At 41.5% G+C, this 25659-nt stretch carries 23 protein-coding genes and 2 pseudogenes; 17 read left to right on the top strand and 8 right to left on the bottom strand.

Translation table 11 applies throughout. The annotated features are described in order from the left end of the window. Positions 1 to 379 precede the first annotated feature (379 nt). The 5 genes from LC586_RS16795 (at position 380) to LC586_RS16785 (ending at position 2772) form a co-directional block, all read left to right on the top strand. The gene (locus LC586_RS16795; protein WP_229485899.1) at positions 380 to 1861 is read left to right on the top strand and encodes a site-2 protease family protein; all 1482 of its coding nucleotides are present in this window, start codon (positions 380 to 382) and stop codon (positions 1859 to 1861) included. Between the two features lie 5 nt (positions 1862 to 1866). Continuing rightward, complete coding sequence (locus tag LC586_RS40675; RefSeq protein WP_267921689.1) at positions 1867 to 1995, top strand: hypothetical protein; 129 nt, start codon at positions 1867 to 1869, stop codon at positions 1993 to 1995. Then, on the top strand, positions 1964 to 2092 hold the full coding sequence (locus tag LC586_RS42665) for a DUF6888 family protein (RefSeq protein ID WP_372478318.1): 129 nt from the start codon (positions 1964 to 1966) through the stop codon (positions 2090 to 2092). The genes LC586_RS40675 and LC586_RS42665 overlap by 32 nt, the downstream gene beginning before the upstream one ends. Next, positions 2073 to 2255, top strand: coding sequence for a DUF6887 family protein (locus LC586_RS16790; RefSeq protein WP_229455114.1), 183 nt, complete (start codon positions 2073 to 2075; stop codon positions 2253 to 2255). The genes LC586_RS42665 and LC586_RS16790 overlap by 20 nt, the downstream gene beginning before the upstream one ends. A 328-nt stretch (positions 2256 to 2583) precedes the next feature. Continuing rightward, on the top strand, positions 2584 to 2772 hold the full coding sequence (locus LC586_RS16785) for a hypothetical protein (RefSeq protein WP_229485898.1): 189 nt from the start codon (positions 2584 to 2586) through the stop codon (positions 2770 to 2772). 59 nt (positions 2773 to 2831) lie between these two features. Here the strand turns inward: LC586_RS16785 and LC586_RS16780 are convergent, their stop codons facing one another. Then, positions 2832 to 4091 (bottom strand): glycoside hydrolase family 10-like protein, encoded by a 1260-nt coding sequence (locus LC586_RS16780; protein ID WP_229485904.1) that lies wholly within the window; start codon positions 4089 to 4091, stop codon positions 2832 to 2834. A gap of 185 nt (positions 4092 to 4276) precedes the next feature. Beyond that, entirely contained in the window at positions 4277 to 5158 is an 882-nt protein-coding gene (locus tag LC586_RS16775; protein ID WP_229485903.1) for a DUF8738 domain-containing protein, read from the bottom strand. Between the two features lie 659 nt (positions 5159 to 5817). Here LC586_RS16775 and LC586_RS16770 point away from each other — a divergent pair. Beyond that, on the top strand, positions 5818 to 5973 hold the full coding sequence (locus LC586_RS16770) for a hypothetical protein (protein WP_229485897.1): 156 nt from the start codon (positions 5818 to 5820) through the stop codon (positions 5971 to 5973). Positions 5974 to 6148: 175 nt separating this feature from the next. Here LC586_RS16770 and LC586_RS16765 read toward each other — a convergent pair whose 3' ends face one another. Continuing rightward, the gene (locus LC586_RS16765) at positions 6149 to 6652 is read right to left on the bottom strand and encodes a hypothetical protein (protein ID WP_229485896.1); all 504 of its coding nucleotides are present in this window, start codon (positions 6650 to 6652) and stop codon (positions 6149 to 6151) included. An 808-nt stretch (positions 6653 to 7460) separates the two neighbouring features. Between LC586_RS16765 and LC586_RS16760 the strand changes: the two genes are divergently transcribed. Continuing rightward, a complete protein-coding gene (locus LC586_RS16760; protein WP_229485895.1) occupies positions 7461 to 8126 on the top strand; it encodes a phosphoribosyltransferase in 666 nt (221 codons plus the stop codon). A gap of 269 nt (positions 8127 to 8395) precedes the next feature. On the opposite strand, the pseudogene LC586_RS42660 reads toward LC586_RS16760, so the two are convergent. Both LC586_RS42660 and LC586_RS16755 read right to left on the bottom strand, forming a co-directional pair. Beyond that, positions 8396 to 8509, bottom strand: a pseudogene (locus LC586_RS42660) (IS630 family transposase); the annotation flags it as partial. Between the two features lie 23 nt (positions 8510 to 8532). Continuing rightward, positions 8533 to 8742, bottom strand: a complete 210-nt coding sequence (locus LC586_RS16755; protein ID WP_229485894.1) for a hypothetical protein — start codon at positions 8740 to 8742, stop codon at positions 8533 to 8535. 706 nt (positions 8743 to 9448) lie between these two features. Here LC586_RS16755 and LC586_RS16750 point away from each other — a divergent pair. From LC586_RS16750 to gatA, 3 genes are all read left to right on the top strand, one after another. After that, entirely contained in the window at positions 9449 to 11083 is a 1635-nt protein-coding gene (locus LC586_RS16750; RefSeq protein ID WP_229485893.1) for a mechanosensitive ion channel family protein, read from the top strand. A 261-nt stretch (positions 11084 to 11344) separates the two neighbouring features. Further along, the gene (locus LC586_RS16745; RefSeq protein ID WP_229485892.1) at positions 11345 to 12547 is read left to right on the top strand and encodes an acyl-CoA dehydrogenase family protein; all 1203 of its coding nucleotides are present in this window, start codon (positions 11345 to 11347) and stop codon (positions 12545 to 12547) included. A gap of 235 nt (positions 12548 to 12782) precedes the next feature. Further along, on the top strand, positions 12783 to 14243 hold the full coding sequence (gene gatA / locus LC586_RS16740; protein WP_229485891.1) for an Asp-tRNA(Asn)/Glu-tRNA(Gln) amidotransferase subunit GatA: 1461 nt from the start codon (positions 12783 to 12785) through the stop codon (positions 14241 to 14243). Between the two features lie 171 nt (positions 14244 to 14414). Here the strand turns inward: gatA and LC586_RS16735 are convergent, their stop codons facing one another. Beyond that, entirely contained in the window at positions 14415 to 14873 is a 459-nt protein-coding gene (locus LC586_RS16735; RefSeq protein WP_229485890.1) for a helix-turn-helix domain-containing protein, read from the bottom strand. 144 nt (positions 14874 to 15017) lie between these two features. Between LC586_RS16735 and LC586_RS41905 the strand changes: the two genes are divergently transcribed. The 3 genes and pseudogenes from LC586_RS41905 to LC586_RS16725 all read left to right on the top strand — a co-directional run bounded on the left by LC586_RS41905 (position 15018) and on the right by LC586_RS16725 (position 16768). Continuing rightward, positions 15018 to 15179 (top strand): transposase family protein, encoded by a 162-nt coding sequence (locus LC586_RS41905; RefSeq protein ID WP_369010526.1) that lies wholly within the window; start codon positions 15018 to 15020, stop codon positions 15177 to 15179. A 553-nt stretch (positions 15180 to 15732) separates the two neighbouring features. Continuing rightward, positions 15733 to 15846: pseudogene (locus tag LC586_RS16730) on the top strand (AraC family transcriptional regulator CmrA); the annotation flags it as partial. A 295-nt stretch (positions 15847 to 16141) separates the two neighbouring features. Next, complete coding sequence (locus tag LC586_RS16725; RefSeq protein WP_229485889.1) at positions 16142 to 16768, top strand: PadR family transcriptional regulator; 627 nt, start codon at positions 16142 to 16144, stop codon at positions 16766 to 16768. A 56-nt stretch (positions 16769 to 16824) separates the two neighbouring features. Here LC586_RS16725 and LC586_RS16720 read toward each other — a convergent pair whose 3' ends face one another. Beyond that, positions 16825 to 17511, bottom strand: a complete 687-nt coding sequence (locus LC586_RS16720; RefSeq protein ID WP_229485888.1) for an HAD family hydrolase — start codon at positions 17509 to 17511, stop codon at positions 16825 to 16827. 514 nt (positions 17512 to 18025) lie between these two features. Here LC586_RS16720 and LC586_RS16715 point away from each other — a divergent pair. Further along, positions 18026 to 18799 (top strand): glucosamine-6-phosphate deaminase, encoded by a 774-nt coding sequence (locus LC586_RS16715; protein ID WP_229485887.1) that lies wholly within the window; start codon positions 18026 to 18028, stop codon positions 18797 to 18799. Positions 18800 to 18895: 96 nt separating this feature from the next. After that, the gene (locus tag LC586_RS16710) at positions 18896 to 19171 is read left to right on the top strand and encodes a hypothetical protein (RefSeq protein WP_229485886.1); all 276 of its coding nucleotides are present in this window, start codon (positions 18896 to 18898) and stop codon (positions 19169 to 19171) included. A 142-nt stretch (positions 19172 to 19313) separates the two neighbouring features. Here LC586_RS16710 and LC586_RS42655 read toward each other — a convergent pair whose 3' ends face one another. Next, complete coding sequence (locus LC586_RS42655; protein ID WP_438822909.1) at positions 19314 to 20138, bottom strand: WGxxGxxG-CTERM domain-containing protein; 825 nt, start codon at positions 20136 to 20138, stop codon at positions 19314 to 19316. A gap of 1907 nt (positions 20139 to 22045) precedes the next feature. Here LC586_RS42655 and LC586_RS42650 point away from each other — a divergent pair. Both LC586_RS42650 and LC586_RS16690 read left to right on the top strand, forming a co-directional pair. Beyond that, a complete protein-coding gene (locus LC586_RS42650; protein ID WP_229485884.1) occupies positions 22046 to 24022 on the top strand; it encodes a PAS domain S-box protein in 1977 nt (658 codons plus the stop codon). A 12-nt stretch (positions 24023 to 24034) separates the two neighbouring features. Beyond that, complete coding sequence (locus LC586_RS16690) at positions 24035 to 25549, top strand: hybrid sensor histidine kinase/response regulator (RefSeq protein ID WP_229485883.1); 1515 nt, start codon at positions 24035 to 24037, stop codon at positions 25547 to 25549. Positions 25550 to 25659: the final 110 nt, after the last annotated feature.

Genomic DNA, 25659 nt, shown 5'->3' with positions numbered 1-25659 from the left:
CAAATCCAATTTCGACATACTGATATTATCTCATGGCTTACTATTTTTTTGGCAGCGAATAAATTCGCCTGCGCCTTGCCCCCATAAATAGAATTTAGGGGCTTCCACGGCGCGAGGAATTTGGTGAGGTTCTTTTATTATTACCACTACTCAAAGCCGGTTAACAATTCAAAATTCACGCATTCAAAATTCAAACATTTTAGACATTTCAGACGGGGATTTAAACCCCGACTGAAATAGATGCTACATGTAATGGTTGGGGTCTTAAACCCTTTAATTTATGATAATTTGGGCAGATTACAGGCGGCGTTATACATTAATAAGTGTATCTGCAATACCGGACTTGTTCTGGCTTAGTCTCAATAGCAAAGGTTTGGAGATGTTTACTTTATCAGAAACTTCTATCCTGGGGACAATCCTACTGGTAGCTTTAAGCATTTTGGGCTGGGGCTTTTATCGCGCCAGACCTTTTGGTAAACTGGGAATCTTAGCCTGGTTACAGTCGGTGGTGTTGATGACTCCCTGGCTCCTGTTTTTTGGATTGTTTGCCGCAGGGATTTACATCAATATAGCGGGTATATTGTTCTTAGTGGTAACTTCCGCCGGATTGTACGTCTACTTGGGCAGACAGTTACGCGCAGCTGGGCAAGATGCCATCCTCAAGCAACGCGCCACAGAAAGACTCGCTGCTGCTTCCTCACTTGAAGCAAATTCCCCACAACCAAAAGTAGCAGAACTGAAACCGGAGATCCCACCGATACCAGAAGAAGACTTGAATGCAGTTAAAGGTATTTTCGGTATCGATACGTTTTTTGCTACAGAAACCATCGCTTACCAAGATGGAGCCATTTTCAAAGGCAATTTGCGGGGAGAACCAGAAGAGACTCACAACCGTCTAACTGCAAGTTTACGGCAACGCCTTGGCGATCAATATCGCCTGTTTTTAGTGGAAAATACAGACGGCAAACCAGTGGTAATCGTTTTACCCAGCCGCAATGATCCCCGGCCGATGTTGTTATCGCAAAAAGCTTTTGCAGGTATTCTGTTGATAGCGACCATTGCCACAAGTTTAGAAGCTGCGGGTTTACTGCTGAATTTTGATTTCTTTGGCAATCCAGAGCGGTTTCAAGAAGCTTTGCCCATAGGCGCTGGGATATTTACAATTTTAGTAGCTCACGAAATCGGTCATTGGTTACTTGCTCGCCGTCACCAAATCCGCCTCAGCTGGCCTTTCTTTCTGCCGGCTGTGCAAATTGGTTCCTTTGGTGCAATTACCCGCTTTGAATCTCTATTGCCCAACCGCAAGGTATTATTTGATATCGCCTTGGCAGGGCCAGCCGCAGGTGGTATTGTTTCTTTGTTAATGCTGGTGATGGGCTTGGTGCTTTCCCGCCCAGGTAGTTTATTTCAATTACCAAATCAGTTTTTCCAAGGGTCGATTTTGGTGGGAAGTTTGGCGCGAGTTGTCCTTGGTTCGGCTTTGCAGTCATCCCTGGTAAGTGTTCATCCCTTAGTGATAATTGGTTGGTTGGGGTTAGTTATCACCGCTTTGAACTTAATGCCAGCCGGACAACTCGATGGTGGGCGCATTGTTCAGGCGATTTATGGACGCAAAACCGCAGGACGGGCAACAGTAGCAACTTTAATTTTACTGGCGTTAGTGTCTCTCGGTAATACTCTTGCCATGTACTGGGCGATCGTGATTTTCTTTTTGCAACGGGATCAAGAACGCCCCAGTTTGAATGAAGTCACTGAACCTGATGATGCTAGAGCCGCTTTGGGGCTTTTGGCTCTATTCTTGATGATTACTACGCTTCTACCCCTAACTCCGGGCTTGGCTGGGCGTTTGGGAATAGGATAGTGCCTATGGAGCCAACACCCGAACAAGCACATAAAGGAGGATATGGAACCAACACCACAGCAGCTAAGAACGGTGTATATAGCCTGCTACTGGCTAACAAAAATGTATTTACCCGTCTATCTTGTAACGCTTGATTCTAGAAACGCGAGAATAGTAATCATTGCGGGTGAAGAGTCAGTAATTGTCATTAATAAGCAAGGAGAATTGAGCTATGACCAGCCCGAATTATGAAGCAATGACCACAAAGGAGTTGCGGACTTATGTTTTAGCGCACCGAGATGACCAAAACGCCATCAACGCTCTAGCAAACCGAGTTGAAACAAATGGAGTAAAGTTAGATTCTCCAGAACAACTGCCAGATGTAATACGTAGACAGCAAGAACAGCAAGAGTAAAACTAAATTCAAATCTTTGATAAAGTGTTGTGCTGCAAACACAACGCTTTTATTTTGCCCTAACATCGGTATCTACTGAGACTTCACACAATTCTTATATCATGTCCGCATAAATAGTTATGCTAACCACGATCATTACACCCCACCCCCAACCCCTAAGAGCCTGCGGGGAGGGGAGACAAAGCACAGCTTTGGCGGGGTGGGGTTCTTCGGGTTAATAAGTAATCAAGCGGACATGATATTACTCAGTAATAAATACTTGAACAATGTAGTTATTTAAACTTCGGGGGTGTGAATAATGAGCTAGATAACAAAGCAAGATTTATTTATGTTTAAAACTATCTCTGTGGCTTTGACATTGTTGGTGACTCAAGTCTCAGTATTAGCTGCTACGCCGTATCCTATTTACCCAACGGAAGCTCAATATATTAAGTACGAAATTGAGCTAGAGCAATTTTTCTCACTGCGGGCTATTGCTCCTGATGCTGGCAAATATTTCAGAACTATTTTTAAGTGATTGTCGGTGAAGGTTCACTTAAATTAAGCGATGTGTTCACCGACAGTTTATGAGGAAAATTAACTGAACGGTTTCCAGCCTGCTAGCAGATTAGGGTAAGCCGTTGGTGTGGGGAAAATTTTCTGGAAGGCAGTTTGACGCTCTTGAGGCTTTTCTTTGCTCATGTTCCAGAGGGTTTCATAGAAAAAGAAAGAGACTCCGGCAAAGTTGCGATCGCGTACTTTTTGCACTTGTGTCTGAATCTGCTGCATTGGCACAGAGCGGTTTTTCAACCCAGCCAAAATGCCCACACTCACTGGAATATGCCTCTTTGCCGCTTTCACTTCTGGATACTCTAATTCGCTGATAAAAACATTCAAGTCATCACGATATATCTGCAAAACTAAGTCTTCAATAATTCCCATCCTTTCCCATTTCTGCCAGTCTGCTAAAAAGAAATCGTAGGAAAAACGTTGAGGATTAGGAGCAACAGAAACCAGGCAATTTTTTTTAGTAGCTTTAATGGCTGTAAATACCCGTTTCATAAACTCGGTGATTTTGTTAGCTCTCCAGCGTACCCATTCTGGATCTTTGAAGTTTTTGGAGGGAGCTTTACCACGGTGTTCTTTCTTGTAAAGTGCCACTGTATAAGCATCGTATCCTAATTCTGATGGTAAGCCAAAATGGTCATCAAATTGAATACCATCAATATTGTAGTTTCTAACAATTTCAACGATTAAATCTTGGATAAACTGTTGTACTTCTGGGCGAAAGGGATTTAGCCAAACGCGATTATGTTTCCCTTCTTTGACAATCCGAGTTCCATCACTGCGACTGGTGAGCCATTGGGGACGATTTTTAGCTAATAGAGAATCTGCTGGTGCCATGAAGCCAAATTCAAACCAGGGAATCACTGTTAAGCCTTTTTGATGTCCCACATCCACAATTTCTTTGAGGATATCTCGTCCTTTGAGTCCGGGTGTGGGATCGAGCGATCGCCCGATAACTTTTTGGGCAACTTTGCTAGGATACAATGTATATCCCCAATTCCAAACCGCCGGATATATGGTGTTAAAATTGAGTTCGTCAAGGCGTTGCAAAGATCCTTTGAGGCGATCGCGCTCAAATAACACATCACTGTCAATATTTGTTAACCACACTCCCCTTAACTCAGATGCTGGCGTTGGCGGCAGATTGATTTGAGCATTTAAGGGGAACGATAGCATCACCGTAGCAACTAGACTCAAGCTAGCTATAACGGCAAAAAAAAGAGACTTTCTGCTTTGGCGAATATTCAACCAAGAAGGAAACTCAACACACCACTTTACAAACCTTTTCATCATTTGGTTACAGACATGATCAAATTAAGTAGGTCGGCGTAAATAATTATCGTTAGGCATTGGGCATTGGGCATTGGGCATTGGGCATTGGGCATTGGGCATTGGGCATTCGCCTTGTCTTCCTCATCTCCCTCATCCTCCTGCCCTAAAAGCGATGGGATATTTTTTGATTTAAAAGTCCCTTATTACTGGGCGCTGGCTATGAGATCATTCCAGGCTTTGACTGCTGCTTGTAAATTCTTTGGCAGGTTATTTCGAGAAATATCGTTGTACTGAACCGTACCTTCTTGACTGGTAAGAGTGTAGGTGATAAAATCAGCAGCACCACTGGGGGCTGGGTAACTCAGATTTTTGAATTTACTAAATTTAGAACGTTCTAGCGATCGCACAAATTGTTGTACCTGTTGCACAGAAACGCGGCGAACACTACGCTCAGAATCATTCGCATCACCAATCCGCACCCGAATCAATTGTCCATCTTTGAGTAAAACAGTCTCGTAAGTTATGCCAGCAAAACCCCCACTGGAAATTTGCCGAAATACTACATATCCAGCTAATGGTGGTGGTAACTCGCTGACTGGAATTTGCACAGGGGCCAGTGGAGTTGAGCTAGCTTTTTCATTCAGCCTGAGTGCGGAACCTGTTTGATTGGTATGATAAACCAAGGTTTGTTCACCAATGCCTACAACCACCCGCCAACCTGGTACTAAAGCTTGGGTACAGAATTCATCAGCATTAGCTAATTCTAAACAGCCATCTCTCCAAGTTTGCTGTTGAAACTCAATGATTCTTAGCTGAGAAATTGGCTGTTGCAAACGTTTGGAGGCGGCTTGCAAAACAGCGTTTTTTACAGATGCGGGTAATTTATTTTGCAGATTCTTTGAGGGAGTGTTTGCCGAAGCTTTGAGAACTTCATTGCTTGTTTCTAGCGATAACTTTGCAGTAGCGCTCGTAGCACCTTTGATAAATGTTAAACCGCTAGCAACAGACAAAATTCCAGTCAAAATCAAAACAGTGAAAATTCGCCCTTGATTCGGGTTCAAGTAGTCTTTCAACATGATTTTCATCATAATATAGGGATGTTAGTCAAGAGTTATAAAACTCATAAATAGTATCCAGCCAATAATAATAAAGTATATAATTCCAGAACTTCACTGCTTTAAATTAATTTAGGATCTCTGTTCTGAAACAGATATAAAGACAGACGCTGATGTACTGATTGTTTGTTCCTTATAGCAATTCTCATTTGAATGGGTAGCGGCTAGGGACACGCCATTGCTCATTGGTGTCAACTTAAGGTGAAAGCCGTTTATTGGATAAGAGAATCCACATCGCTGTCTGGGGAAATAGCTTGCGAGAAAAGCTTGCAATACTTTTAGGAGTTACGCACTGTACAAATGCATCGTGATGTGCATTACCTATCTTGAGGAAGTTTTCAGGCTTTTCTTAATTATTCTGCGATCGGAAATAGACCATGCTGTAGGGGCACAGCAATGCTTAGCCCTTACGAAAGATATAGTTTTTAACGTTGATCCATATTTAATATTTCTTGTCAATGCGTAAGTCCTAACTTTTTGCCTCACCTTCGTAAGCGAGAGTTCAATAAAAGTAATTTTAGAAAAGAATCCTACAGAACCGTAGCAGAGGTTTTGCTCGGCTTAACCTAGTAGAGTACGGCGGTAAATAAACCACCCATAGGACTTACGCACTGTACAAATGTATCGTGATGTCCATTACCTATCTTGAGGAAGTTTTCAGGCTTTTCTTAATTATTCTGCGATCGGAAATAGACCATGCTGTAGGGGCACAGCGTTGCTTAGCCCTTACAAAAGATATGGTTTTTAACCTTAATCCATATTTGGTATTCATTGTCAATGCGTAAGTCCTACACCCATTCCAAATCGCCAAAAAGTCTGCCTTATAAGCTTTTTGACTTTTGACTTTTGACACTTCGACTCCTTTCGACTGCGCTCAAGGCAAGTCGCTCAGTGTTAACTTTTGACTTCCGCCATGTGGTACTAGCGTATACAAGATTTTGCAAGTAATTTCAGCCAAGATTAAGCGCTGATGGCTTGTTGTTCAGCTTCAACGAACTGATTCTGAGGTACATCAAATCTAATAGTACTGGCTGCCCAGTCTTTGAAATCGGGTGCTAACCAGACTAGCTTGCACAGAATTTCATCATTAACCCATAATACCAACGGGAACCGGAACTTTTTCCGAAACTCATTTCGCATGATGTTGGTACTAATTATTAATTGGTTAATTTCCACTACAGATTCTAAACCCCGTACCATCAAAGCTTCGGGTTGAGTAGTACCAATCGCACTTGTAATAGCTGTATACAATGTGTCTGTTGCAGGTGAGAGCAGGATTTCGTCGATGTCTGCTGATGAAAATTCTGTTAACACATTCAGTACTTGCTGCTGCCTTTCAACAGAGTTACAACAAGCTAATATCAGTGAGAATTCCCCACCAGAAACCATCATCGCCCTTGCCAGCCTCTTAGTGGCTGCTGTGCTGTTAGCTGTGCCGTTTTCCGAATTACTTAAGCTGATCATTAAAAAATCCTGCTTTGAATTTTAAAAATATCTGAGCAATATTCAGTTATTCTACCCTATGAATTTTTATTCAAAAGTGTTATGCGGGTAATTTGGATGAGGTTTTTTCTCTAATACCAAGCATAATACTACCCATTGTCTAACGAAAGAGGATACTGTGTATTATTCCACACTTACAATTAAAGGATAATGTAAAGATTGTATCAAAATCATGTAAGTAAAAGATAATGCAAGCATAAGGTAGCAGTTGACGAATTAGCAATTGAATTATTACTGTATTTTCATAGATTTTGGCATTTACCAATCGTTAAGTAATTGTTTTACAGTATTATGTAAAAAAAATACTCAGTGCAATTTTAACAATAAACATTGGGAATTGGGAGAAAAGTTAACTGGCAATTGGTTTACTGTCGCTTACCCTAAGCTTTTTCCCTTGTCAAAACATTTTGGGGCGAGTGTAGAGTGTGGAGTGGTGAAATGGGATCAGCCCAAGATGCGAAAATCTCCCTCCATAAAAATTAACTCATCCGTTTGATAGAACTGTAGATCGGAGATGTCGCCTCATTAGTCAGAGGACACGGAATTTTTAGCTTTCTAAGATCAGTTCAGAATATCTAAAAATATAACAAGTCACGCATTAAGACAAATCTGGAGGGAAAATGCAACACGATGAGTTTATTGGACAGGTGCAAAATCGCGCCCTTGCCAATACCGTTCGGTTAAGGAATTTCTTGGTTGAGGCAGGCAGCCAAGGGCGAATGCGTGTAAATACTTAATTTTTTTGTAAACTAATCAGGAGTGTCACACCATGCGATTCAAAGACCGGAGGTTTGCGGGTCAAGTTTTGGCTAAAGAGTTAGCTGCTTATACTAACCGCCCAGATGTTCTGGTATTAGGGCTACCAAGGGGTGGCGTACCCGTTGCCTTTGAGGTTGCCAAAGCATTAAATGCTCCCTTAGATATTTTGGTGGTACGTAAATTGGGTGTGCCTGATCAAGAAGAACTAGCTATGGGAGCGATCGCTTCTGGTGGTGTGCGGATAGTTAATGAATATATTATCAGTCTGGTGAAGATATCCGATGAAGTAATTGCTAAAGTGGCCGTGCAAGAAGAACGGGAGTTAGAGCGACGAGAACGGCTTTATCGCCCAAATAGCGCTTTTCCAGATTTACAAGGACGCACGGTCATCTTGGTAGATGATGGTTTAGCTACGGGTGCAACTATGTGGGCTGCTGTTGTGGCTGTGCGAAAACACCAACCCGCTCAAATTGTGATTGCTGTGCCTGTCGCCGCACCTGAAACTTGTCATGAGTTGGAAGCTGAGGTAGACAAAATTGTTTGTGTCTCGACACCTAGCCCTTTCCAAAGTGTTGGTCTTTGGTACGAAAACTTTCCCCAAACTACGGATGAAGAAGTCTGCGACTTACTCGCAAAAACGGCAAAGAACGGTGAAGCAATATCTCTCGGCATGTAGATAAGCTTTGATGTTTAGGAATGGGGAATGAAGAGTAGGGCGCTCTTTTAAGTTCACAGTTTGTGTTAAATGAAGGCTTTGAGGTAGAGCGTAGACGCGCAATAACTTGTCATTAGCAACATCTTTATAAATCTTCCGCTTCGTTGCCATCCCGCCTGGGAATAAATTCCCAGGCTAATAGCTAAAGTCCTCTTCAGAGGACTAAATAGAAGATTTTTTGAAGCGATGTAGATAGCTATACTCTTAGGACTATAGCAATCCTAAATCATTTATGAGAAAACACCATACTCATTGAGCTTAGGAAAGTCAAAAATTTGACAATGAATTGATAGCTCAAATAACGCCTTGACTACAGTAAAAGAATGACAGAAAAAATAAAACTCTTCTTACAAATCCTTATTCACTTCTATAAATGAGAATTGAGTCGCTCTAGACGTTGACGCTGTTTCGACCACTGCTGACAAACTTCTGTAGCCAAATGTTTTTCCTCTGGTGTTAGGAGTTCATCAGGTTTGCCAGAAGCCAATATTTTAGCTGCTTTTGCAGCCAAGTTATAGTTCACACCGTGTTTGACTAATTGTGTGTGAAAAAATTCTTCCAATTCTTGGACTGACATAAAAAATTCTCCTTTAATCAAGTTGTTATATTCAGCTATTACAGCGCCACGTAAATCAAGCTACCATTTTAAAACTTGCAAAAACCTTGATATACATAACTTTTGAATGCGTGAATGCGTAATTTTTGACTTCCGCCTTGCAGTACTAGGGCATTAAAATTTCATGAATAAAATTATGTAACCGCAATTACTGGGAATTATTACAAATATTTCAACTGACTGGCTTCCCTCGGAAGATGCATGAGTAATTATACCTTTTATATTTTCTCTCAAATCCCAGGAGAGGGAAAGTCACAAATCCTGCTGCCGGGGAAGGGCGTAGGCACAGACATCGCCAAGGAACCGGAATCTGGATGACTTGCCTCTGGAGCGTATCGCAACAATTACAAATGCATCAAGAGCGATGCCTGCGGCGGGCTATGCCTACGCTTGTCTGTGGCACTGCAACAATGCATAAATTTACTTGGCTTGTTGCTACTTAACAGTTCCGTAACTCTAAATTAAATTCTTTTTATTGGTTTTATTTTATGGTAAAAAATTGGTTGTGACAAAATCTAGTTAATATTAATTAGTTTGACTATAGCGGTTCTCATTCAGATGCAGTACAACATTATATCGCAAGGTGTAAGGGCACGGCGCTGCCGTGCCCCTTCGGATGTTCACGTAAATGATATAACGGCTATAAAATTATCTTGTTAGAATCCTAATGCATTATTCTCACCGTTTGCGACTGCCATCAAAATATTTCAATATTCTCATTGCAGTACTAACTTTTGTTGTGTGTCTTTGGTTAACTCCTGTCGTTGCTCAAGCATTAACTAAAGCTCCGGTTATTTTGGATGGGCAAGAGCTTTTTAAGATCAGCGATTCTGGTCAGTATAGCGCTCAAGAACGGACAAATTTAATCAACTCACAACTAAAAAATGCGATTCAAACTTCTGAATCTATTCAAGTTAAAATTGAAAAACGCAATCAACTACCTACTATTTTGCTAAATGATGGCTATCTGTTAACAGTTACAGAACAAGATACTGTTCCAGGTAGCACAGTTGATGAGCAGGCAAAGATTTGGGGGCAGCAAATTGAAGAAGCGTTACAGCAAGCTCGCTTAGAGCGAACTAGAACCTATCTGCAACAAACAACTTTTGTAGCAGTAGCAATTTTACTCATAACTGCTGGATTGACTTGGCTATTAGGATGGATTAAGCATCACTTTTTCCGAATAGCTTCACAACGCTTAACTACTACTAACAATGAGATACCTAATTCGGAATTACTAAAAGTATTGGAATTATTTTTCAAATTAGTGTTGGCGAGTATGCGTATTGCACTTTGGATAAGTGCGATTCTGTATATCACTAATCTCTTTCCTTTCACTCGTCAATGGAGCTACCAAATTTCAAATATCCTGATTACCAGTTTCACCTCACCTATTCTGACATTAGGCAAGAATCCTTACTCTCTTACTGAATTAATAATTTTGATTGGTTTGTTGTTCGGCTTAGTTATCTTTGCTGGAACTTTAACCAATTTTTTACGTTCTCGCATTCTATCTTTTACTGGAATCAATCGTGGCGCTCAAGAAGCGATTGTAATACTTTTCAAATATGGTCTGATTTTTATTGGCACACTGGTACTGCTACAAATCTGGGGGCTTGACATTAGCTCTTTGACAATCTTAGCAAGTGCTTTAAGCGTTGGAATTGGCTTTGGCTTACAGGATATTGCTAAGAATTTTGGCAGTGGTTTAGTACTAGTATTTGAGCGCCCGATTCAGATTGGAGATTTTGTAGAAGTTGGGGAATATACAGGTACTGTCGAGCGAATAGGTGCCAGAAGTACCGAGATTCGTACTCTTGACCACATTTCAATCATTGTACCAAACTCTCGCTTCTTGGAAAAAGAAGTAATCAACTGGAGCCACCGCAACCCGATTTCTCGCCTTCATCTCCCCCTTGGCGTTGCTTATAGTTCAGATCCCAAAGTTGTCCAAGCTGCTCTGTTAGAGGCAGCCTCTAAGCATCCCAATGTATTACAGGCTCCTTCTCCTCTAGTATTATTTAAAGAGTTTGGCGACAACAGCTTAAATTTTGAGTTATTAGTATGGACTGCGGAACCTAATAAACAATTCTTGCTCAAAAGTGATTTATACTACAATATCTACGAATCACTACAGCAAAGACAAATTGAGATCCCCTTCCCTCAGTTAGATTTACATCTGCGTTCTGGCACGTTGGAATTTACGCCAGAAATGCAGTTAGCCTTAATACAAATGTTTGAACGATTGTCAAACAATCAACAACGCATAGATCCAATCAAGCCAAGTCAAAATCAAACGTAAATTCGGATGGTTGGCTTGCTCTAAGAAAGTTGTTTGTGTCATAATTACTAATTACTTAAATTCGAGCGAGTTTAAGTAGTATTTCAAAAAACACCAAAAGACCTGAGTTTGAGGTCAGATGCTGAGGAAGAAAAGAAAGTAGGATTTAGGCTACAAGTAGTTGCGATCGCTTAACTCCGATGGAAGCATCTCAAGTTTGCAGGAACATCAATTTTTCGCAGGATGGGATTCAGTAGTAAAGTGAGTTTTAAAGAAGTATTTATGTCACAGTTGGAGCAAGCAGTGCCAGACACCTTTGTAGCCAAAGGCTTAGAAACTCTCCCCAATAATATATTCGACCAGGTTGAGGCTCTGGCCAAGGACTTTGCCACCCGTGCAGGGGCACATGACAAAGACGGTTCCTTTCCCTTCGAGAATTTTACAGCTTTGCATGAGGCAGGATTACTCAGCCTCACCATTCCACGAGAATTAGGTGGACAGGGTTTGGGGCTAGCAACTATCTGCCGAGTGATTGAAGGGATAGCGCGTGGCGATGCTTCGACGGCGCTAGTACTGACAATGCACTATCTCCAACATGCCCATGCAGCCCGTAGCCGTCGCTGGCATCCAGAAGTATATAAACGGCTGTGTCGTGAATCGATTGAAGGTATTGCCCTGCTCAATGCTGCCCGTGTCGAACCTGAGTTAGGAACGCCAGCTAGAGGCGGATTACCTGCCACAATTGCCGAACGGACAACAGAGGGTTGGCGTTTAACAGGCCATAAGCAATATACCACGGGTAGTCCCATCCTCAGTTACTTTATTGTTTGGGCACGGACAACTGAGGATGAACCACAAGTTGGGAGTTTTCTGGTTCCGCGCGATCTGCCCGGTTTGCAAATTGTCGAAACCTGGGATCACTTGGGGATGAGAGCTACAGGCAGCCACGATCTCATTTTGGAGAATGTATTAATCCCAAAAGAGTATGCTTTGAATATTAGCCCCATATCTGCTGCGCCATCCTTTGATCCTCTGATTTCCACTTGGGGCAGTTTGACAGTGAGTGCTTTATATCTAGGTGTTGCTACTAGTGCGCGAGACTGGCTTGTAAAATATCTTTGGGAGCGATCGCCTTCTAATCTCAAAGAGCCACTGGCAACTTTGCCACGCTTCCAAACTGCTGTGGGTGAGATAGAAGCACTGCTGTTTGCTAACAATAGATTGATTTATAGCTTGGCTCAAGATATTGATCGGGGCGAGTATGAGCCTAACGTAGGATTACAGGCACAAGCTGTTAAATATCTCACCACAACTAACTCGATTCGTGCTGTAGAGATTGCCTTGGAACTGACTGGTAATCCTGGTCTGTTAAAAAGGAATCCTTTAGAGCGACACTACCGGGACGTTCTGTGCAGCCGTATCCATACACCGCAAAATGATGTTATTTGCCAGTCTTTAGGGAAGTCTGTATTGAAAGTAAAGTGAGTGGGGAGTGGGGAGTGGGGATGAGGGAGCAGGGGGAGCAGGGGGAGCAGGGGAGGCAGGGGGAGAAGAACTATTTATTGATTATTGACTAATGACTAATGACTAATGACTAATGACTAATGACTAATGACTAATGACTAATGACTAATGACTAATGACTAATACCCAATACCCAATACCCAATATCGGCCAATATGTACTAAAATCAATGACTTGAGTCACAAAGAGAGCAATCATGGCATCCATCCGCGAGTTGCACCAACAGCTGGTTAAGAAAGAACGTTCTGCCGTTGAAATTACCCAAGAAGCTTTAGAGCGCATTCAAGCGTTAGAGCCGAAATTGCACAGCTTTTTATGTATTACCGCAGAACGGGCATTAGAGCAGGCAGGTGCTGTGGATGCGAAAATTGCTGCGGGAGAAGAAATTGGGCTGCTAGCAGGCATTCCTGTTGGGATCAAGGACAATTTATGTACTAAGGGAATTCCTACCACCTGCGCCTCCCGAATTTTGGAAAATTTCGTGCCGCCTTATGAATCAACAGCTACGCAAAAACTGGCAGATGCCGGGGCGGTAATGGTAGGCAAAACCAACTTGGATGAGTTTGCGATGGGTAGTTCCACAGAAAACTCTGCCTACCAAGTCACGGCTAATCCTTGGGATTTGTCACGAGTTCCTGGTGGTTCTTCGGGGGGTTCTGCTGCGGCGGTGGCGGCTCAAGAATGTGTGGTTGCTCTCGGTTCTGATACTGGCGGTTCGATTCGGCAACCTGCATCTTTTTGCGGTGTGGTAGGAATGAAACCCACTTATGGTTTGGTTTCCCGTTATGGTCTGGTGGCTTACGCTTCCTCTTTGGATCAAATTGGGCCATTTGGAAACACAGTGGAAGATGCGGCAATATTATTAAGTGCGATCGCAGGTCATGATCCCAAAGACTCTACCAGCCTCAAAGTTGCCATTCCCAACTACGGCGACAGCTTAAAACCAGACTTCAAACCCAGAGGTCAGCTAAGAATTGGGATCATCAAAGAAACTTTTGGTGAAGGTTTAGACTCTGTAGTGGAAGAAGCTGTTACCAAAGCAGTAGATCAACTACAAAGTTTGGGAGCGGAAATTCATATAATTTCCTGTCCCACCTTTCGCTATGGCTTACCCACCTACTACATCATCGCCCCATCAGAAGCGTCAGCAAACCTAGCTCGTTACGATGGCGTTAAATATGGTTACCGCGCCCCTGATGCGGATAATCTGCTATCAATGTACACTCGTACCCGTGCCACTGGTTTTGGTACAGAAGTCAAACGCCGGATTATGATCGGCACTTACGCACTTTCGGCTGGCTATTACGATGCTTACTACCTGAAAGCGCAAAAAGTCCGCACCCTGATTAAGCAAGACTTTGAAAAGGCTTTTGGCTTAGTTGATGTGTTAGTTTGTCCTACATCTCCCACTACAGCATTCAAAGCAGGGGAAAAAACTACTGACCCCTTGAGCATGTATTTAACTGACTTGATGACTATTCCTGTGAATCTTGCTGGTTTACCTAGTTTAAGTTTGCCATGTGGTTTTGATGATCAGGGGCTACCGATAGGATTACAGCTAATTGGCAATGTCCTGCGAGAAGACCTACTGTTTCAAGTCGCTTATGCTTATGAGCAATCTACTAGTTGGCATCTGCGTAAACCGCAAATATCTTGAAAATGGGAATTGGGAATTGGGCATTGGGCATTGGGCATTGGGCATTGGGCATTGGGCATTGGGCATTGGGCATTGGGCATTGGGCATGGTTCAGTAATCAGTACTTCTTATTCTGCCTCCCCTGCTCCCCCTGCTCCCTCATCCCCCCACTCCCCACTCCCCACTCCCTACTCACTGATTACTAACCATTGACTGTTGACTATTGACTTCTGGAGTCGGGGATTCAGATGTAATTTGTGGTGGATTAAGTGTATATAAAAGACCAGCAGATGCAACGACTAATAAGAGAATGTAGGTAACAACAAGAGGTATATACGTATTTGATTTGTTGTCTGAATTCTTATGATCATTCTTGGAGTCTTGGCAGACTACATTACTTATAAGAGTATGTGATAAAGCATTTCCATCCAGTCCTAAAGCATCTCCATAGCGACGGATGAATCCTTGAACAAAAATAGGTTCAGGCAATTGTTCAAATCGTTCTTCTTCTAAAGCTTGCAAAACACCTGCTCTAATGAGTGTTCTTGCAGCTATTTCTTCTATGCATATAGATTTTTGTTGTCTTACTTGTCGCAAGTGTGTAGTTATTTCCTTTAGCTGCTCTACTTGAGCTTGGTTTAAGAGTGTCACTGTCTTCTCCTGTATGGGCTAATTCTACTATTCATATAGTTAGAAGAGTTAAATACGCATACGTATTTTTACTGGATAATTGATTTTTAGGAGAAATTTTTTAAGAATGTTACAGAAAGTCCGATTTAACGCCCTAAAAAAAACATTCATCTGTTCTACAGTGGTAAAAAGAAACAGCATACGCTGAAGTCACAAGTAGTGGTAGACCAAGCGAATGGTCAAATCATCTGCACCGCTCATGGGAAAGGTAGAGAGCATGATTTTCGTATATTGAAAAATAGTAAAGTTAGTTTAAAAAAGATATAAAGTGCTTAGGAGATAAAGGTTATCAAGGTATTCAAAAACTGCATAGCAATAGTCAGATTCCTAAAAAGAAACCCTCATAGTGGTAAGTTGAGTGATGAGGATAAAAAAATGAATCAAGAGTTAGCCAAAGTTCGAGTTATAGGTAAACTCAAGGTATTTAAAATACTGTCACTTACTTATATAAATCGTCGAAAAAGATTTAGTTTGAGGTTTAATCTGATCGCCGCTCTGTACAATTACGAGCTTCGCCTCCCTCAAACGGAATCTTCCTAAACGACTTTTGCAAGAGGTCTAATAAACTACAATTAATAATATAAGTATTTTTTTATGGCTACTCTGGGGCGGGATAATTGCAGCGATCGCTGTTACCAAAAGAGAGAGTGGGGAAGAAGCAGGGAGCAGAGGGAACAGGGGGAGATGAGGGGGATAAGGAAGACAAGGGGACAAAAAGAATAACCATGCCCAATGCCCACTTCCTATTCAATGTGCCATCTGTCTATTTATTATGGATATTCTCTAGCGTTAGAATGGGCTTGCCGAAAACTCCGATGCGGCCACTGCTGCCTATCAGGTGGGTTATGAGAGCCAATCACAGTTCAGCCGCGAATATTCCCGCATGTTTGGTGCGCCGCCGATCAGGGATATTGAACGTTTACGCACAGCCTAAGGGACTTCCAACTAAAAAAATATCCTATCGCGGTGTAGGCAGGGGGCAGGGAGTAGGGGGCAGGGGGAGAAAGAAAAATATTATCTGAGTAAATTGGATGATTTCTTTTCTGGAAGTCCCTAAGCGTAGACTATCTGAGCCTTGATCGTTTGCTTTGGCGCAGCCCGCCGCAGGCATCGCTTGTAATGTTAGCAAAATTGCTTACTTCAAAAATCTTCATCAAAATTCTATTCCGATATATCGTGATATATTCCGATATATCGTATAGTAGAGAAAGTTGATTTGAGATTCATTTATGTTTAGACACTTTCGGTCACGTTTTGGCGCACCTGCATGGGCAGGAGTTAACGAAGATGATTCATTGCTTGTCAGGTCTTGGTTTGGGCATGGCAAGCATCATGGTAGAGATCATGACAAACACTTTGGCAATGAAATGTTTGGTCGTGGTTGGGGAGATGAATATCGGACTCGTCGGGGTGACATCAAGTTCATCCTGCTGGAATTGTTATCCGAGCATCCTAGTCATGGTTACGACCTAATTAAAGATGCGGAAACTCGCTATGGTGGTTTCCGTCGCCTCAGTCCTGGCTCAGTATATCCAACACTCCAATTGCTGGAGGAAGGTGGTTATCTCAAGAGCGCACAGGAAGGTGGCAAGCGGATTTACACGATCACCGATGAAGGTAGACAATTATTGGCAGAGCGTGCCCAACAAGAAACTTTAGACTCTCCTTGGGATACCTTCAAAAGTTTCGTGAAAGGTAAGCCTCAAGAGTTTATTGAGTTGCGGAATGCTGCAACAGAATTAGCTGCTGTTGTGGTGCAGGTTGCTCGTAGTGGCAATATGGAGCGTATAAATCGGGTGCGTGAGCTTCTAGAGCAAGTTAAACGGGAAATTTACGCGATTCTTGCGGAAAAATAAGTAGAGACGAGTTAGCAAATTCGCGTCTCTACTCTTGATGTTCTAAGATTTTGCGCTTATAAGTTAGAAGCGATCGCACTTAAATCTGGCTCGATGAGTGAGTTGAGCAATGTCCACAACTGTAAATCAGTAAAATCTGGAATTGCTATAAATGCGCCGACTTCCTGTAATACTTGCGGATCATGGGTGGAGGCGATGCCAATAGTGCGGATATCTGCGCTCACCGCCGAATGAATACCAGAGGGAGAGTCTTCTAAAGCGATCGCTTCCTCTGCTGTAATCCCCAACTTATTCAGGGCGACTTGGTAGGGTGCAGGGTCAGGTTTACCTGCAATACAATCATCCGCTAAAACAACTGTATGGAAAGCTTCTTTTATTCCTAAAACCTCTAGCATAAATTCTGCATTTAATCTAGGGGCATTAGTTACTAATGCCCGCTTTAACTGATGTGTCTCTGTCCATGCAAGTAGTTCAGAAAATCCACTCAACGGTTTTAGATGCGGGGCGAGTTTGCGGAAAAGCGCCTCTTTTTCATCTGCAAATTTTAGCCCTTCTGCTGTTGATAATTGTGGCAGAATATCCTTAACGATTTCTGGATTTAGCCGCCCACTAATTCGGGATTTATAAAATGTTTCGTCAATTTCTATGCTGTAATTTAACAGCATTTCCCGCCAAGCTCGGTAGTGTATAGGGTCAGTGTTGACAATAGTGCCGTCTAGGTCAAAGAGAATTGCAGCCAGCATGATTTTTGGGTAAAATGTAAATAATTGTTAACTTAATTTAAATAGTTTACATCGTTTTTTTGCCCTTATAGGAATTACGCGGTGAAAACTTGAAACCTTGATCCCCCCTAACCCACGCCAGTCGCTCCACTTGGGGAGACCCCAAGACCGTGCTGGCTCCCCTTAAAAAGGGGGAAACTAAAAGCCCCTTTTTAAGCTGACTTTTCACGGTATCTGAAAAACCTCACTTCTATTTCTCTCTTCCTTTAAGGAGAGAGACTTTGAATTTTCCCCCTTCCCGTTTCGGGAAGGGGGTTAGGGGGTTAGGTTTTCGTGGACTTTTTCACATAACGTGAAAAATCAGCTTTTTAAGGGGGTTGGGGGATCTCTTGTCCTTAGTGATTGTTCCTTCGTCAATACAGGGCAAAAAGTCGCGCTAAATTCTAAAATCTATACTAGATAGGACATATAAGGGCAGACAGGTAGAGCTTCTTAAGAAACTACCGTATAATTGATAACCTTCTGTGTAAGCAAAATGCTAGCCGCTACAAACTTTTTTCGCGTTGATGATTTACTAGTGCAGATTTACAACTCTGAAGTCGAAATGGCCCAGGATGTTGCCGAAATCGCGCAAAAGCATTTACAGTCAGTTCTCAAGCAACAGGAGACAGTATCTGTATTGTTAGCAACAGGTAACTCCCAACTCAAATTTCTCGATGCTTTGATTGCATTGGGTGGTGTAGATTGGTCAAGAATTATTCTGTTCCATCTAGATGAATATTTGGGAATTACTGCTGACCATTCTGCGAGTTTCCGGCGCTATATGCGAGAACGTGTAGAGAAGCGGGTTGTTCCTAAAGTATTTCACTATATAGAAGGTGATACATTGCAACCAGTGGCAGAGTGCGATCGCTACACTAAACTACTCCTTGCACAACCAATTGACTTATGCTGTCTTGGTGTTGGCGAAAATGGACATTTGGCTTTTAACGATCCAGCAGTAGCAAATTTTCAAGATCCTTACAGTGTGAAACTTGCGAAACTGGATACAGTGAACCGTCAGCAACAAGTAAGCACAGGTCACTTTCCAAATCTAGAAACTGTCCCACAATATGCTTTTACTGTCACCATCCCAACGATTTGTTCAGCTAAAAAAATTCTTTGTCTGGCTCCAGAAACACGTAAAGCGAATGTGGTAAAAGAGATGTTGGAAGTAGCTATAAGTACAGACTGTCCTGCTTCTATTCTCCGTCAACAATCCCAAGCGACATTATTTTTAGACGTAAATTCTGCTAGTTTACTGTCGTGAAGAAGGACTGGGATTGGGGACTCTAATTCAAGGAATTACGCAAATGATGAGTTACAGGAGCTTGTAAGCTTAATTGTTTTAGCCACAAGCAGTAGTTTGCAGCGAATTGAATGGGGTGAAATGCTGCCTCGCCTTTGGCAGGTGCGGATTGAAAAAGCTCTAACTACAAATGCTATTATATATGGCGCCCAAGAAATAGTCTTGATTACGGGATGTAGTTCCGCTACTGCTAGGCAATGGATCAATAGTTTGCCTAGAGTGTTGCCGATACCACTTTATAAACATCAAGCTCAACGCCTTGTGCGTGAGTTAACAAAAATACAAGTTTTAGCAAATGTAATCTTCATTGGGCAAGGCAGTAGCTCGACTTGAGCGAACTGGTGTGCGATTGCAAGGGCGCAATATCAATATTCAATATATTGTGCCCCTACACATGTCCTCAAACCACTGTAATAGCCAATAGCCTGAAGTTGAAACAAATAACAGTTGTACGGCTCTTACAGTGTGGTGAATACTATCTAGAACGAGTACCTGTTACTTCATTAGGATCGCTATAAGCCCGGACTTTTTCCCGATTACGAGCCAGACCTGCTAAACCAGCTAGACCAAGTAAACCTAGCCAACCCCAATCGAAACCGCGATCGCTAGTTCTTTCGGAAGCTGCGACGCCTATATTCCTATTAGTACCTGTAGTGTCAGTACCTGTAGTGTCAGTACCTGTAGTTCCAGTGCCTGTAGTGCCACTACCTGTTGTATCACTACCTGTAGTGCCAGTGCCTGTAGTGCCAGTACCTGTAGTTCCAGTACCTGTAGTTCCAGTGCCTATACCACCACCTGTTGTATCACTACCTGTAGTGCCAGTGCCTGTAGTTCCAGTGCCTGTAGTGCCACTACCTATACCACCGCCTGTTGTATCACTACCTGTAGTGCCAGTACCTGTAGTGCCAGTACCTGTAGTTCCAGTGCCTGTAGTTCCAGTACCTGTAGTGCCACTACCTATACCACCGCCTGTTGTATCACTACCTGTAGTGCCAGTACCTGTAGTTCCAGTGCCTGTTGTACCACTACCTGTAGTTCCAGTGCCTGTAGTGCCAGTACCTGTAGTTCCAGTGCCTGTTGTACCACTGCCTGTAGTTCCAGTGCCTGTTGTACCACTGCCTGTTGTACCACCGCTGCCTGTAGTGCCAGTACCTGTACCACTTGAGCTACTACCAGCACTGGAGCCTCCACTGCCGGAGCTTCCGCTTTGGGCAGAAACAGAAGGAGATAAGGATAAAGAAGCGAAACTGATGGCAAAGACAGTAGCCAAAACAGTTTTAGATAAATCAAAAGGCTTCATAGTTATGGTTCCTATTATGTTCTAGATTTCTGTCGTTGATTTTCAAAACCGATATTGTCTACTCAATCCACTGCTAAATTAGGGAAATTTTCACAAGACAGATTGAGGAGTCTTTAACCTAATTTATTTTGGAAATTTGAAAGCATTTTAAGCTCTCACATACAACAACTTAACTATTCGTCAGATTCAAACTAATTCATAATCAGTAATTACTAATTCCTGATATAGTTGTGAACCCAGCAACAAAGTCGTTTGTTCACAACGACAAGGAATAACAATATTTTTTTTTAATAAAATTACATTCACTTGCATCATAATTTTTAATTACTTATTGTGAGTTATTTTGTTATTCTTATTCAGGATAGCTGCTAGTTTTTTGCCTGACTTCTACCATAAGAGTAAAATCAATTCTATCGCAGGAATTAATTTGGCATTAAAGTTAGTTTATGAATGTGAAGATAATGAAACTTTTTGGAGCTTGCAATCAGACAAGCAGGCTTCAAGATAAGCACAATCCTCACACTGGGAATTTTGCCCAGGATTGGCACATCCGCAGGGAGGGTTCACAAAGCATTCAGAAGGATCTTTATGTGGCCCGTATTTTTTGGATATAAAGTATAAAGCTGCTTCTTGTAGACAAAAAACAAAATCTTTAACCATAAAATTTCGTACCAATCATAATGAATTCAATGATTTGTTAGCTACTTTACAATCCTATTTCACCTGAGAATTTATAAGTTCATACTTCAGGTGTGTCTTACATTAGACTTAAGGAATATTTTTATTGTCAGTTAGTTTGTTATCTCATCTCACTTAATGACTGATACAAATTCTTTCCCTTCTGCTTCTCTACTGGCTGTACGAACATTAAACTAAAATGGTATTCCCAAAGATATATTCAGAATATACTAGCGTTTAGTTCTCATACATTTGGTATATCACGAAACTTCTTTGACCAGAGAAGCATCTAGCATCTTCCAAATGGCTCAGGCGAACTGCAATATCTAAAATTTTGTTGTCGTGAGCGATCGTTATTGGACTTTGGACAAATAAAAAGTGTTAGCGTAAATTTATGCTAACACTAGAAATACTCTTAGACGAGCGCCCATATCTTCAGTAACCTGGTGTATTTATTTATGTTTAGATAGTTAGTTTTCCGCGCCGATTTACTTAGATTAATATTTGAACACAATACGCTTGGGTTAAGGCTAAAAAATAAAACTAGTGTAAGTTGGGTTGAGGAACGAAACCCAATATGATCAAGCCTTTGTTGGGTAACACGAATGTTCAACCCAACGTAGCATTCTTCTTAACCCAAGCGTATTGTATTTGAACATCCTTGGCAAAATTCCTGAGTTCATTTGGTCATTGTCTGTAGTGACCCCCAAGAGAAGGAGATTCGTCAGCGTGCCACTAAGTCAAAAGTAGCTATCACCGTATGGTGTGAATCATGGGGAACCGAACTTTTATAATTTTTACGTAGTATACAGAAATTTGAAAGCTATTAAACCGAAAATATACTTAAAAATTCAGTACTAGTTATTTTATATGAGCGAAATATTACTGTGTTTTTTTAAAGGCATTTATATATATAAAGAATTCATTTCAGAGAATCTACGGTAACAAAAATCAAAGCGATCGCGGTACTTTTATTTCAATAAACCTTACATTATCAGCTTAAAAAGCTCAGAAAGGATGACAGATAAAGGATGTAGAAGCCGCAACTGCTATTCTGTACTAGCCTAATGCCAGTACGGGAAAGCTCTGACAAACGCCGAACGTGTTTTTTTTTAGAGTATCAGAAGCCACTCTCTAGGCATCTGCACGTCTACAGAGGTCTTAGGCTCAAAACCTCTTCCTTCAGACTTCGGGCTTTGGTGAAGACTTGTGCTGTGTATTAAGTTTTTATGATGGAATTTTTAAATAATTTTTTCTCTACTAGCCAGTTTATTCCTCACGGACATTGCTACCTCTGGAAGCCAGGATTGGTATGGTTGCATCTGGTTTCAGATGTGTTAACTGGACTTGCTTATTATTCAATTCCAGTAATGTTGATTTATTTTGTCCGTAAACGGCGAGATGTGCCTTTCGGCTGGATGTTCCTGATGTTTGGCATATTTATCGTTGCTTGTGGCACAACCCATTTAATGGATGTGTGGACGCTTTGGTACCCTACCTATTGGCTATCAGGATTAATTAAAGCTATCACCGCTTTTATCTCAGTATTGACAGCCATAGAACTTGTGCCATTAATACCCCAGGCACTGGGTCTACTGAGTCATACCCAACTAGAGGCTGCAAACTCCCAACTAGCAAAGGAGATTGCTGAACGCATACGGACTGAGGAGGTGTTGAGGGAAAGTGAACAACGTTGGCAATTAGCTTTGCGCGGCAATAATGATGGAATTTGGGACTGGAATGTTAAAACCAATGAAGTGTTCTTCTCGGTTCGCTGGAAGGAAATGCTCGGTTACGAAGAGCAGGAAATTTCTAACTATTTAGATGAATGCCTGACACGAGTGCATCCTGATGATCTTGACTGGGTGACACAAGCAGTTCAAGAGCATTTTGCTCAGAAAACACCGTTTTACACTATCGAGTATCGATTTTTATGTAAAGATGGCACTTACAAATGGATTTTGGATCGAGGTCAAGCACTGTGGGATGAAGATGGTAACGTAGTGCGGATGGTAGGCTCACATACTGACATCACTGAGCGCAAGCAAGCAGAGGAGGTACTAAATAGCCTACTTAACCAACTAGAAAGCAAGGTTGAGCTACGCACAGCAGAGCTAACAAGAATTAATCAATCACTACAGGCAGAAATTACTGAGCGCCAGCGAATAGAAGAAGCATTGCGAGAAAGCGAACAGCGATTCCGTGCTGCATTCCATCAAGCTGCTGTTGGCATCGCCCATGTAGCTATAGATGGAAGGTGGTTGTTAGTTAACCAGAGGCTTTGCGATATTGTCGGTTATACACCCGAAGAACTACAGTTGCTAACTTTCCAAGATATTACTCACCCAGATGATCTTAACGCCGACCTGAAATATGTTGAGCAGATTTTAGCAAATAATATTCAAACTTATTCGATAGAAAAGCGCTATTTCTGCAAAGATAGCTCCATAGTTTGGGTTAATCTCACCGTATCTTTAATGCGCGAATCTACTGGGGAGCCAAAGTATTTTATTTCTGTGGTCGAAGACATTAGCGAACGAATTGCCGCGCAGCGCGATCGCAAGCAGTGGGAGGAGCAAATCCAAGCATCACTTTTAGAAAAAGAGGTGTTATTAAAAGAAATTTATCATCGGGTCAAAAATAATTTACAGGTTATTTCTAGTCTGTTAAGCTTGCAATCTGCTTATATCAAAGATAAGGACGATTTGGTAATATTCAAACAAAGCCAGCAGCGAATTGCATCAATGGCTTTAGTTCACGAAAAATTGTATCAGTCTCAAGACTTAGCAAGGATTAATTTTGGTGAATATATTCGAGATTTGGTAGCAAGTTTATTTAGTGCTTATGAAGTTAACGGAGATGCGATCGCTCTGAGAATAAATATAGATGAGCAAGTATTTCTCGGTTTGGATACAGCAATTCCTTGTAGCTTAATTATCCATGAGCTTGTATCTAATTCTTTAAAATATGCATTTCCAGTAGGTAGAAATGGTACGATTTATATCGAAATGAGCAAAAATACTGACCATCAGGTTACACTTATAGTTAGTGATGATGGAATTGGTTTACCATCAAATTTCAGTTTTAAAAATATGGCCTCATTAGGCTGGCAGTTAGTAGATGCTTTAACCAATCAAATTGCAGGGGATATCGATATCCAAGGTTCTATTGGAGTAGAGTGCCAGGTGAAATTTACATTAATATGAAATAACTAAAATATGACAAAGGCAAAAATTTTAGTTGTAGAAGATGAAGCTATTGTTGCCAAAGATTTGCAGCATCGACTTATAAAATTCGGTTACACGGTTCCTGCTATCGCTTCTTCAGGAGAAGAAGCGATTAATAAAGCAGTAGAAATATCCCCCGATTTAGTGCTAATGGATATTAAACTAAAAGGCTCAATAGACGGGATAGAAGCTGCCCAAGAAATCTATAAGCGTTTGGATATTCCAGTAATTTATTTGACTGCTTATGCGGATGAAAACACATTGGAACGAGCTAAGATAACCGAGCCTTTTGCTTACCTAATCAAACCTTTTAAAGAAAGAGAACTACAAACAAATATTGAAATAAGTCTGACTAAACATGGTTTAGAAAGGCAATTAAAGGTAAATAAAAAATGGCTGGATGCACTTTTAAGAAGTATCAGCGATGGTGTGATTGCTAGCGATATGCAAGAATTGATAACTTTTATGAATCCGGTTGCTGAAAATCTAACCGGATGGAAACAGGATGAAGCTCGTGGCAGAAATTCATCAGAAATATTTAATATTGCTAATGCAGAAACTCATAACTCTATTGAAAGCCCGATCATAAAAGTCCTTCAAGATGGTATTATTGTCAGTCTCCCAGCAGAAACTATTCTGATTACTAAAGACGGTGGAGAAATACCAATTGATGACAGTGTTGCACCAATTAAAGATGATCAAGATAATATTACAGGTGCTGTGTTAGTTTTTCGAGATATTACTGAGCGCAAACGAGCGATTGAGGCGCGTCAAAAGCAAATTGAGCAAGAGCAACTTCTGGTGCAATGGGAGGAAATAAATCAACTCAAAAATGACTTTTTGAATTTAGTTTCCCATGAACTGCGATCGCCTCTGAGTAATATAAAGTTAATGATTCAAATGATACAATTATCTCCTGGTACTGAGGAAGCTCAACACTATCTACAGTTGATGGAAGGCGAGTGCGATCGCGAGCTAGGATTAATTAACGATCTACTAGACTTACAACGGCTGGAAAGCTCATCCTATCCAGTTATGACACCTGATTCCTTGCTCTTACAACAGTGGTTACCTTGGGTTATTGAGCCGTTTCAAATCCGTGTTCAAGAACATCAGCAAACTCTACAGATAAATCTCGCTTCAAATCTCCCGTCGCTGTTCTCAGATGGTATTAGCTTGGAACGAATCTTAGTAGAATTGCTCAATAATGCCTGTAAATACACACCAGCAGGTGGTGAAATTGTCTTAAGTGTACGTCACAATTACTTGGAAGCGCCTGCAAAAACAATTATTACTATCAGTAATTCAGCAGAAATTTTGCTAACAGAGTTACCACGAATCTTTGAAAAATTTTATCGCGTTCCCAATGCAGATATCTGGAATCAAGGTGGTTCGGGATTAGGTTTACCTATAGTACAGAAATTAGTCGAACAACTGCAAGGAAACATTCAAGTAGAAAGCAGTAACGGATGGACAACATTTACTGTCACATTAACTGATTTATAGGTTTTTAGCTTCTATTAAAATTTTATAAAATTTCTGCTACAGATACGTTTCTAGAGGCACATATAGGAATCGTATTTGATTTTTGAAATTATCTACGTGGTGCAATACAG

This window comes from Nostoc favosum CHAB5714, assembly GCF_020829495.1.
GTDB lineage: Bacteria > Cyanobacteriota > Cyanobacteriia > Cyanobacteriales > Nostocaceae > Nostoc > Nostoc favosum.
The sequence above is the reverse complement of the archived record's forward strand: the minus strand, read 5'-3'. Positions and strand labels throughout refer to the sequence as shown.

What these genes read in the sequence shown, in the direction of transcription:
- LC586_RS16795 (WP_229485899.1), top strand. Translation starts at nt 380, where the DNA reads ATGTTTACTTTATCAGAAACTTCTATCCTGGGGACAATCCTACTGGTA.
- LC586_RS40675 (WP_267921689.1), top strand. Translation starts at nt 1,867, where the DNA reads ATGGAGCCAACACCCGAACAAGCACATAAAGGAGGATATGGAACCAAC.
- LC586_RS42665 (WP_372478318.1), top strand. Translation starts at nt 1,964, where the DNA reads ATGTATTTACCCGTCTATCTTGTAACGCTTGATTCTAGAAACGCGAGA.
- LC586_RS16790 (WP_229455114.1), top strand. Translation starts at nt 2,073, where the DNA reads ATGACCAGCCCGAATTATGAAGCAATGACCACAAAGGAGTTGCGGACT.
- LC586_RS16785 (WP_229485898.1), top strand. Translation starts at nt 2,584, where the DNA reads ATGTTTAAAACTATCTCTGTGGCTTTGACATTGTTGGTGACTCAAGTC.
- LC586_RS16780 (WP_229485904.1), bottom strand. Translation starts at nt 4,091, where the DNA reads ATGAAAAGGTTTGTAAAGTGGTGTGTTGAGTTTCCTTCTTGGTTGAAT.
- LC586_RS16775 (WP_229485903.1), bottom strand. Translation starts at nt 5,158, where the DNA reads ATGAAAATCATGTTGAAAGACTACTTGAACCCGAATCAAGGGCGAATT.
- LC586_RS16770 (WP_229485897.1), top strand. Translation starts at nt 5,818, where the DNA reads ATGTCCATTACCTATCTTGAGGAAGTTTTCAGGCTTTTCTTAATTATT.
- LC586_RS16765 (WP_229485896.1), bottom strand. Translation starts at nt 6,652, where the DNA reads ATGATCAGCTTAAGTAATTCGGAAAACGGCACAGCTAACAGCACAGCA.
- LC586_RS16760 (WP_229485895.1), top strand. Translation starts at nt 7,461, where the DNA reads ATGCGATTCAAAGACCGGAGGTTTGCGGGTCAAGTTTTGGCTAAAGAG.
- LC586_RS16755 (WP_229485894.1), bottom strand. Translation starts at nt 8,742, where the DNA reads ATGTCAGTCCAAGAATTGGAAGAATTTTTTCACACACAATTAGTCAAA.
- LC586_RS16750 (WP_229485893.1), top strand. Translation starts at nt 9,449, where the DNA reads ATGCATTATTCTCACCGTTTGCGACTGCCATCAAAATATTTCAATATT.
- LC586_RS16745 (WP_229485892.1), top strand. Translation starts at nt 11,345, where the DNA reads ATGTCACAGTTGGAGCAAGCAGTGCCAGACACCTTTGTAGCCAAAGGC.
- gatA (WP_229485891.1), top strand. Translation starts at nt 12,783, where the DNA reads ATGGCATCCATCCGCGAGTTGCACCAACAGCTGGTTAAGAAAGAACGT.
- LC586_RS16725 (WP_229485889.1), top strand. Translation starts at nt 16,142, where the DNA reads ATGTTTAGACACTTTCGGTCACGTTTTGGCGCACCTGCATGGGCAGGA.
- LC586_RS16720 (WP_229485888.1), bottom strand. Translation starts at nt 17,511, where the DNA reads ATGCTGGCTGCAATTCTCTTTGACCTAGACGGCACTATTGTCAACACT.
- LC586_RS16715 (WP_229485887.1), top strand. Translation starts at nt 18,026, where the DNA reads ATGCTAGCCGCTACAAACTTTTTTCGCGTTGATGATTTACTAGTGCAG.
- LC586_RS42655 (WP_438822909.1), bottom strand. Translation starts at nt 20,138, where the DNA reads ATGAAGCCTTTTGATTTATCTAAAACTGTTTTGGCTACTGTCTTTGCC.
- LC586_RS42650 (WP_229485884.1), top strand. Translation starts at nt 22,046, where the DNA reads ATGATGGAATTTTTAAATAATTTTTTCTCTACTAGCCAGTTTATTCCT.
- LC586_RS16690 (WP_229485883.1), top strand. Translation starts at nt 24,035, where the DNA reads ATGACAAAGGCAAAAATTTTAGTTGTAGAAGATGAAGCTATTGTTGCC.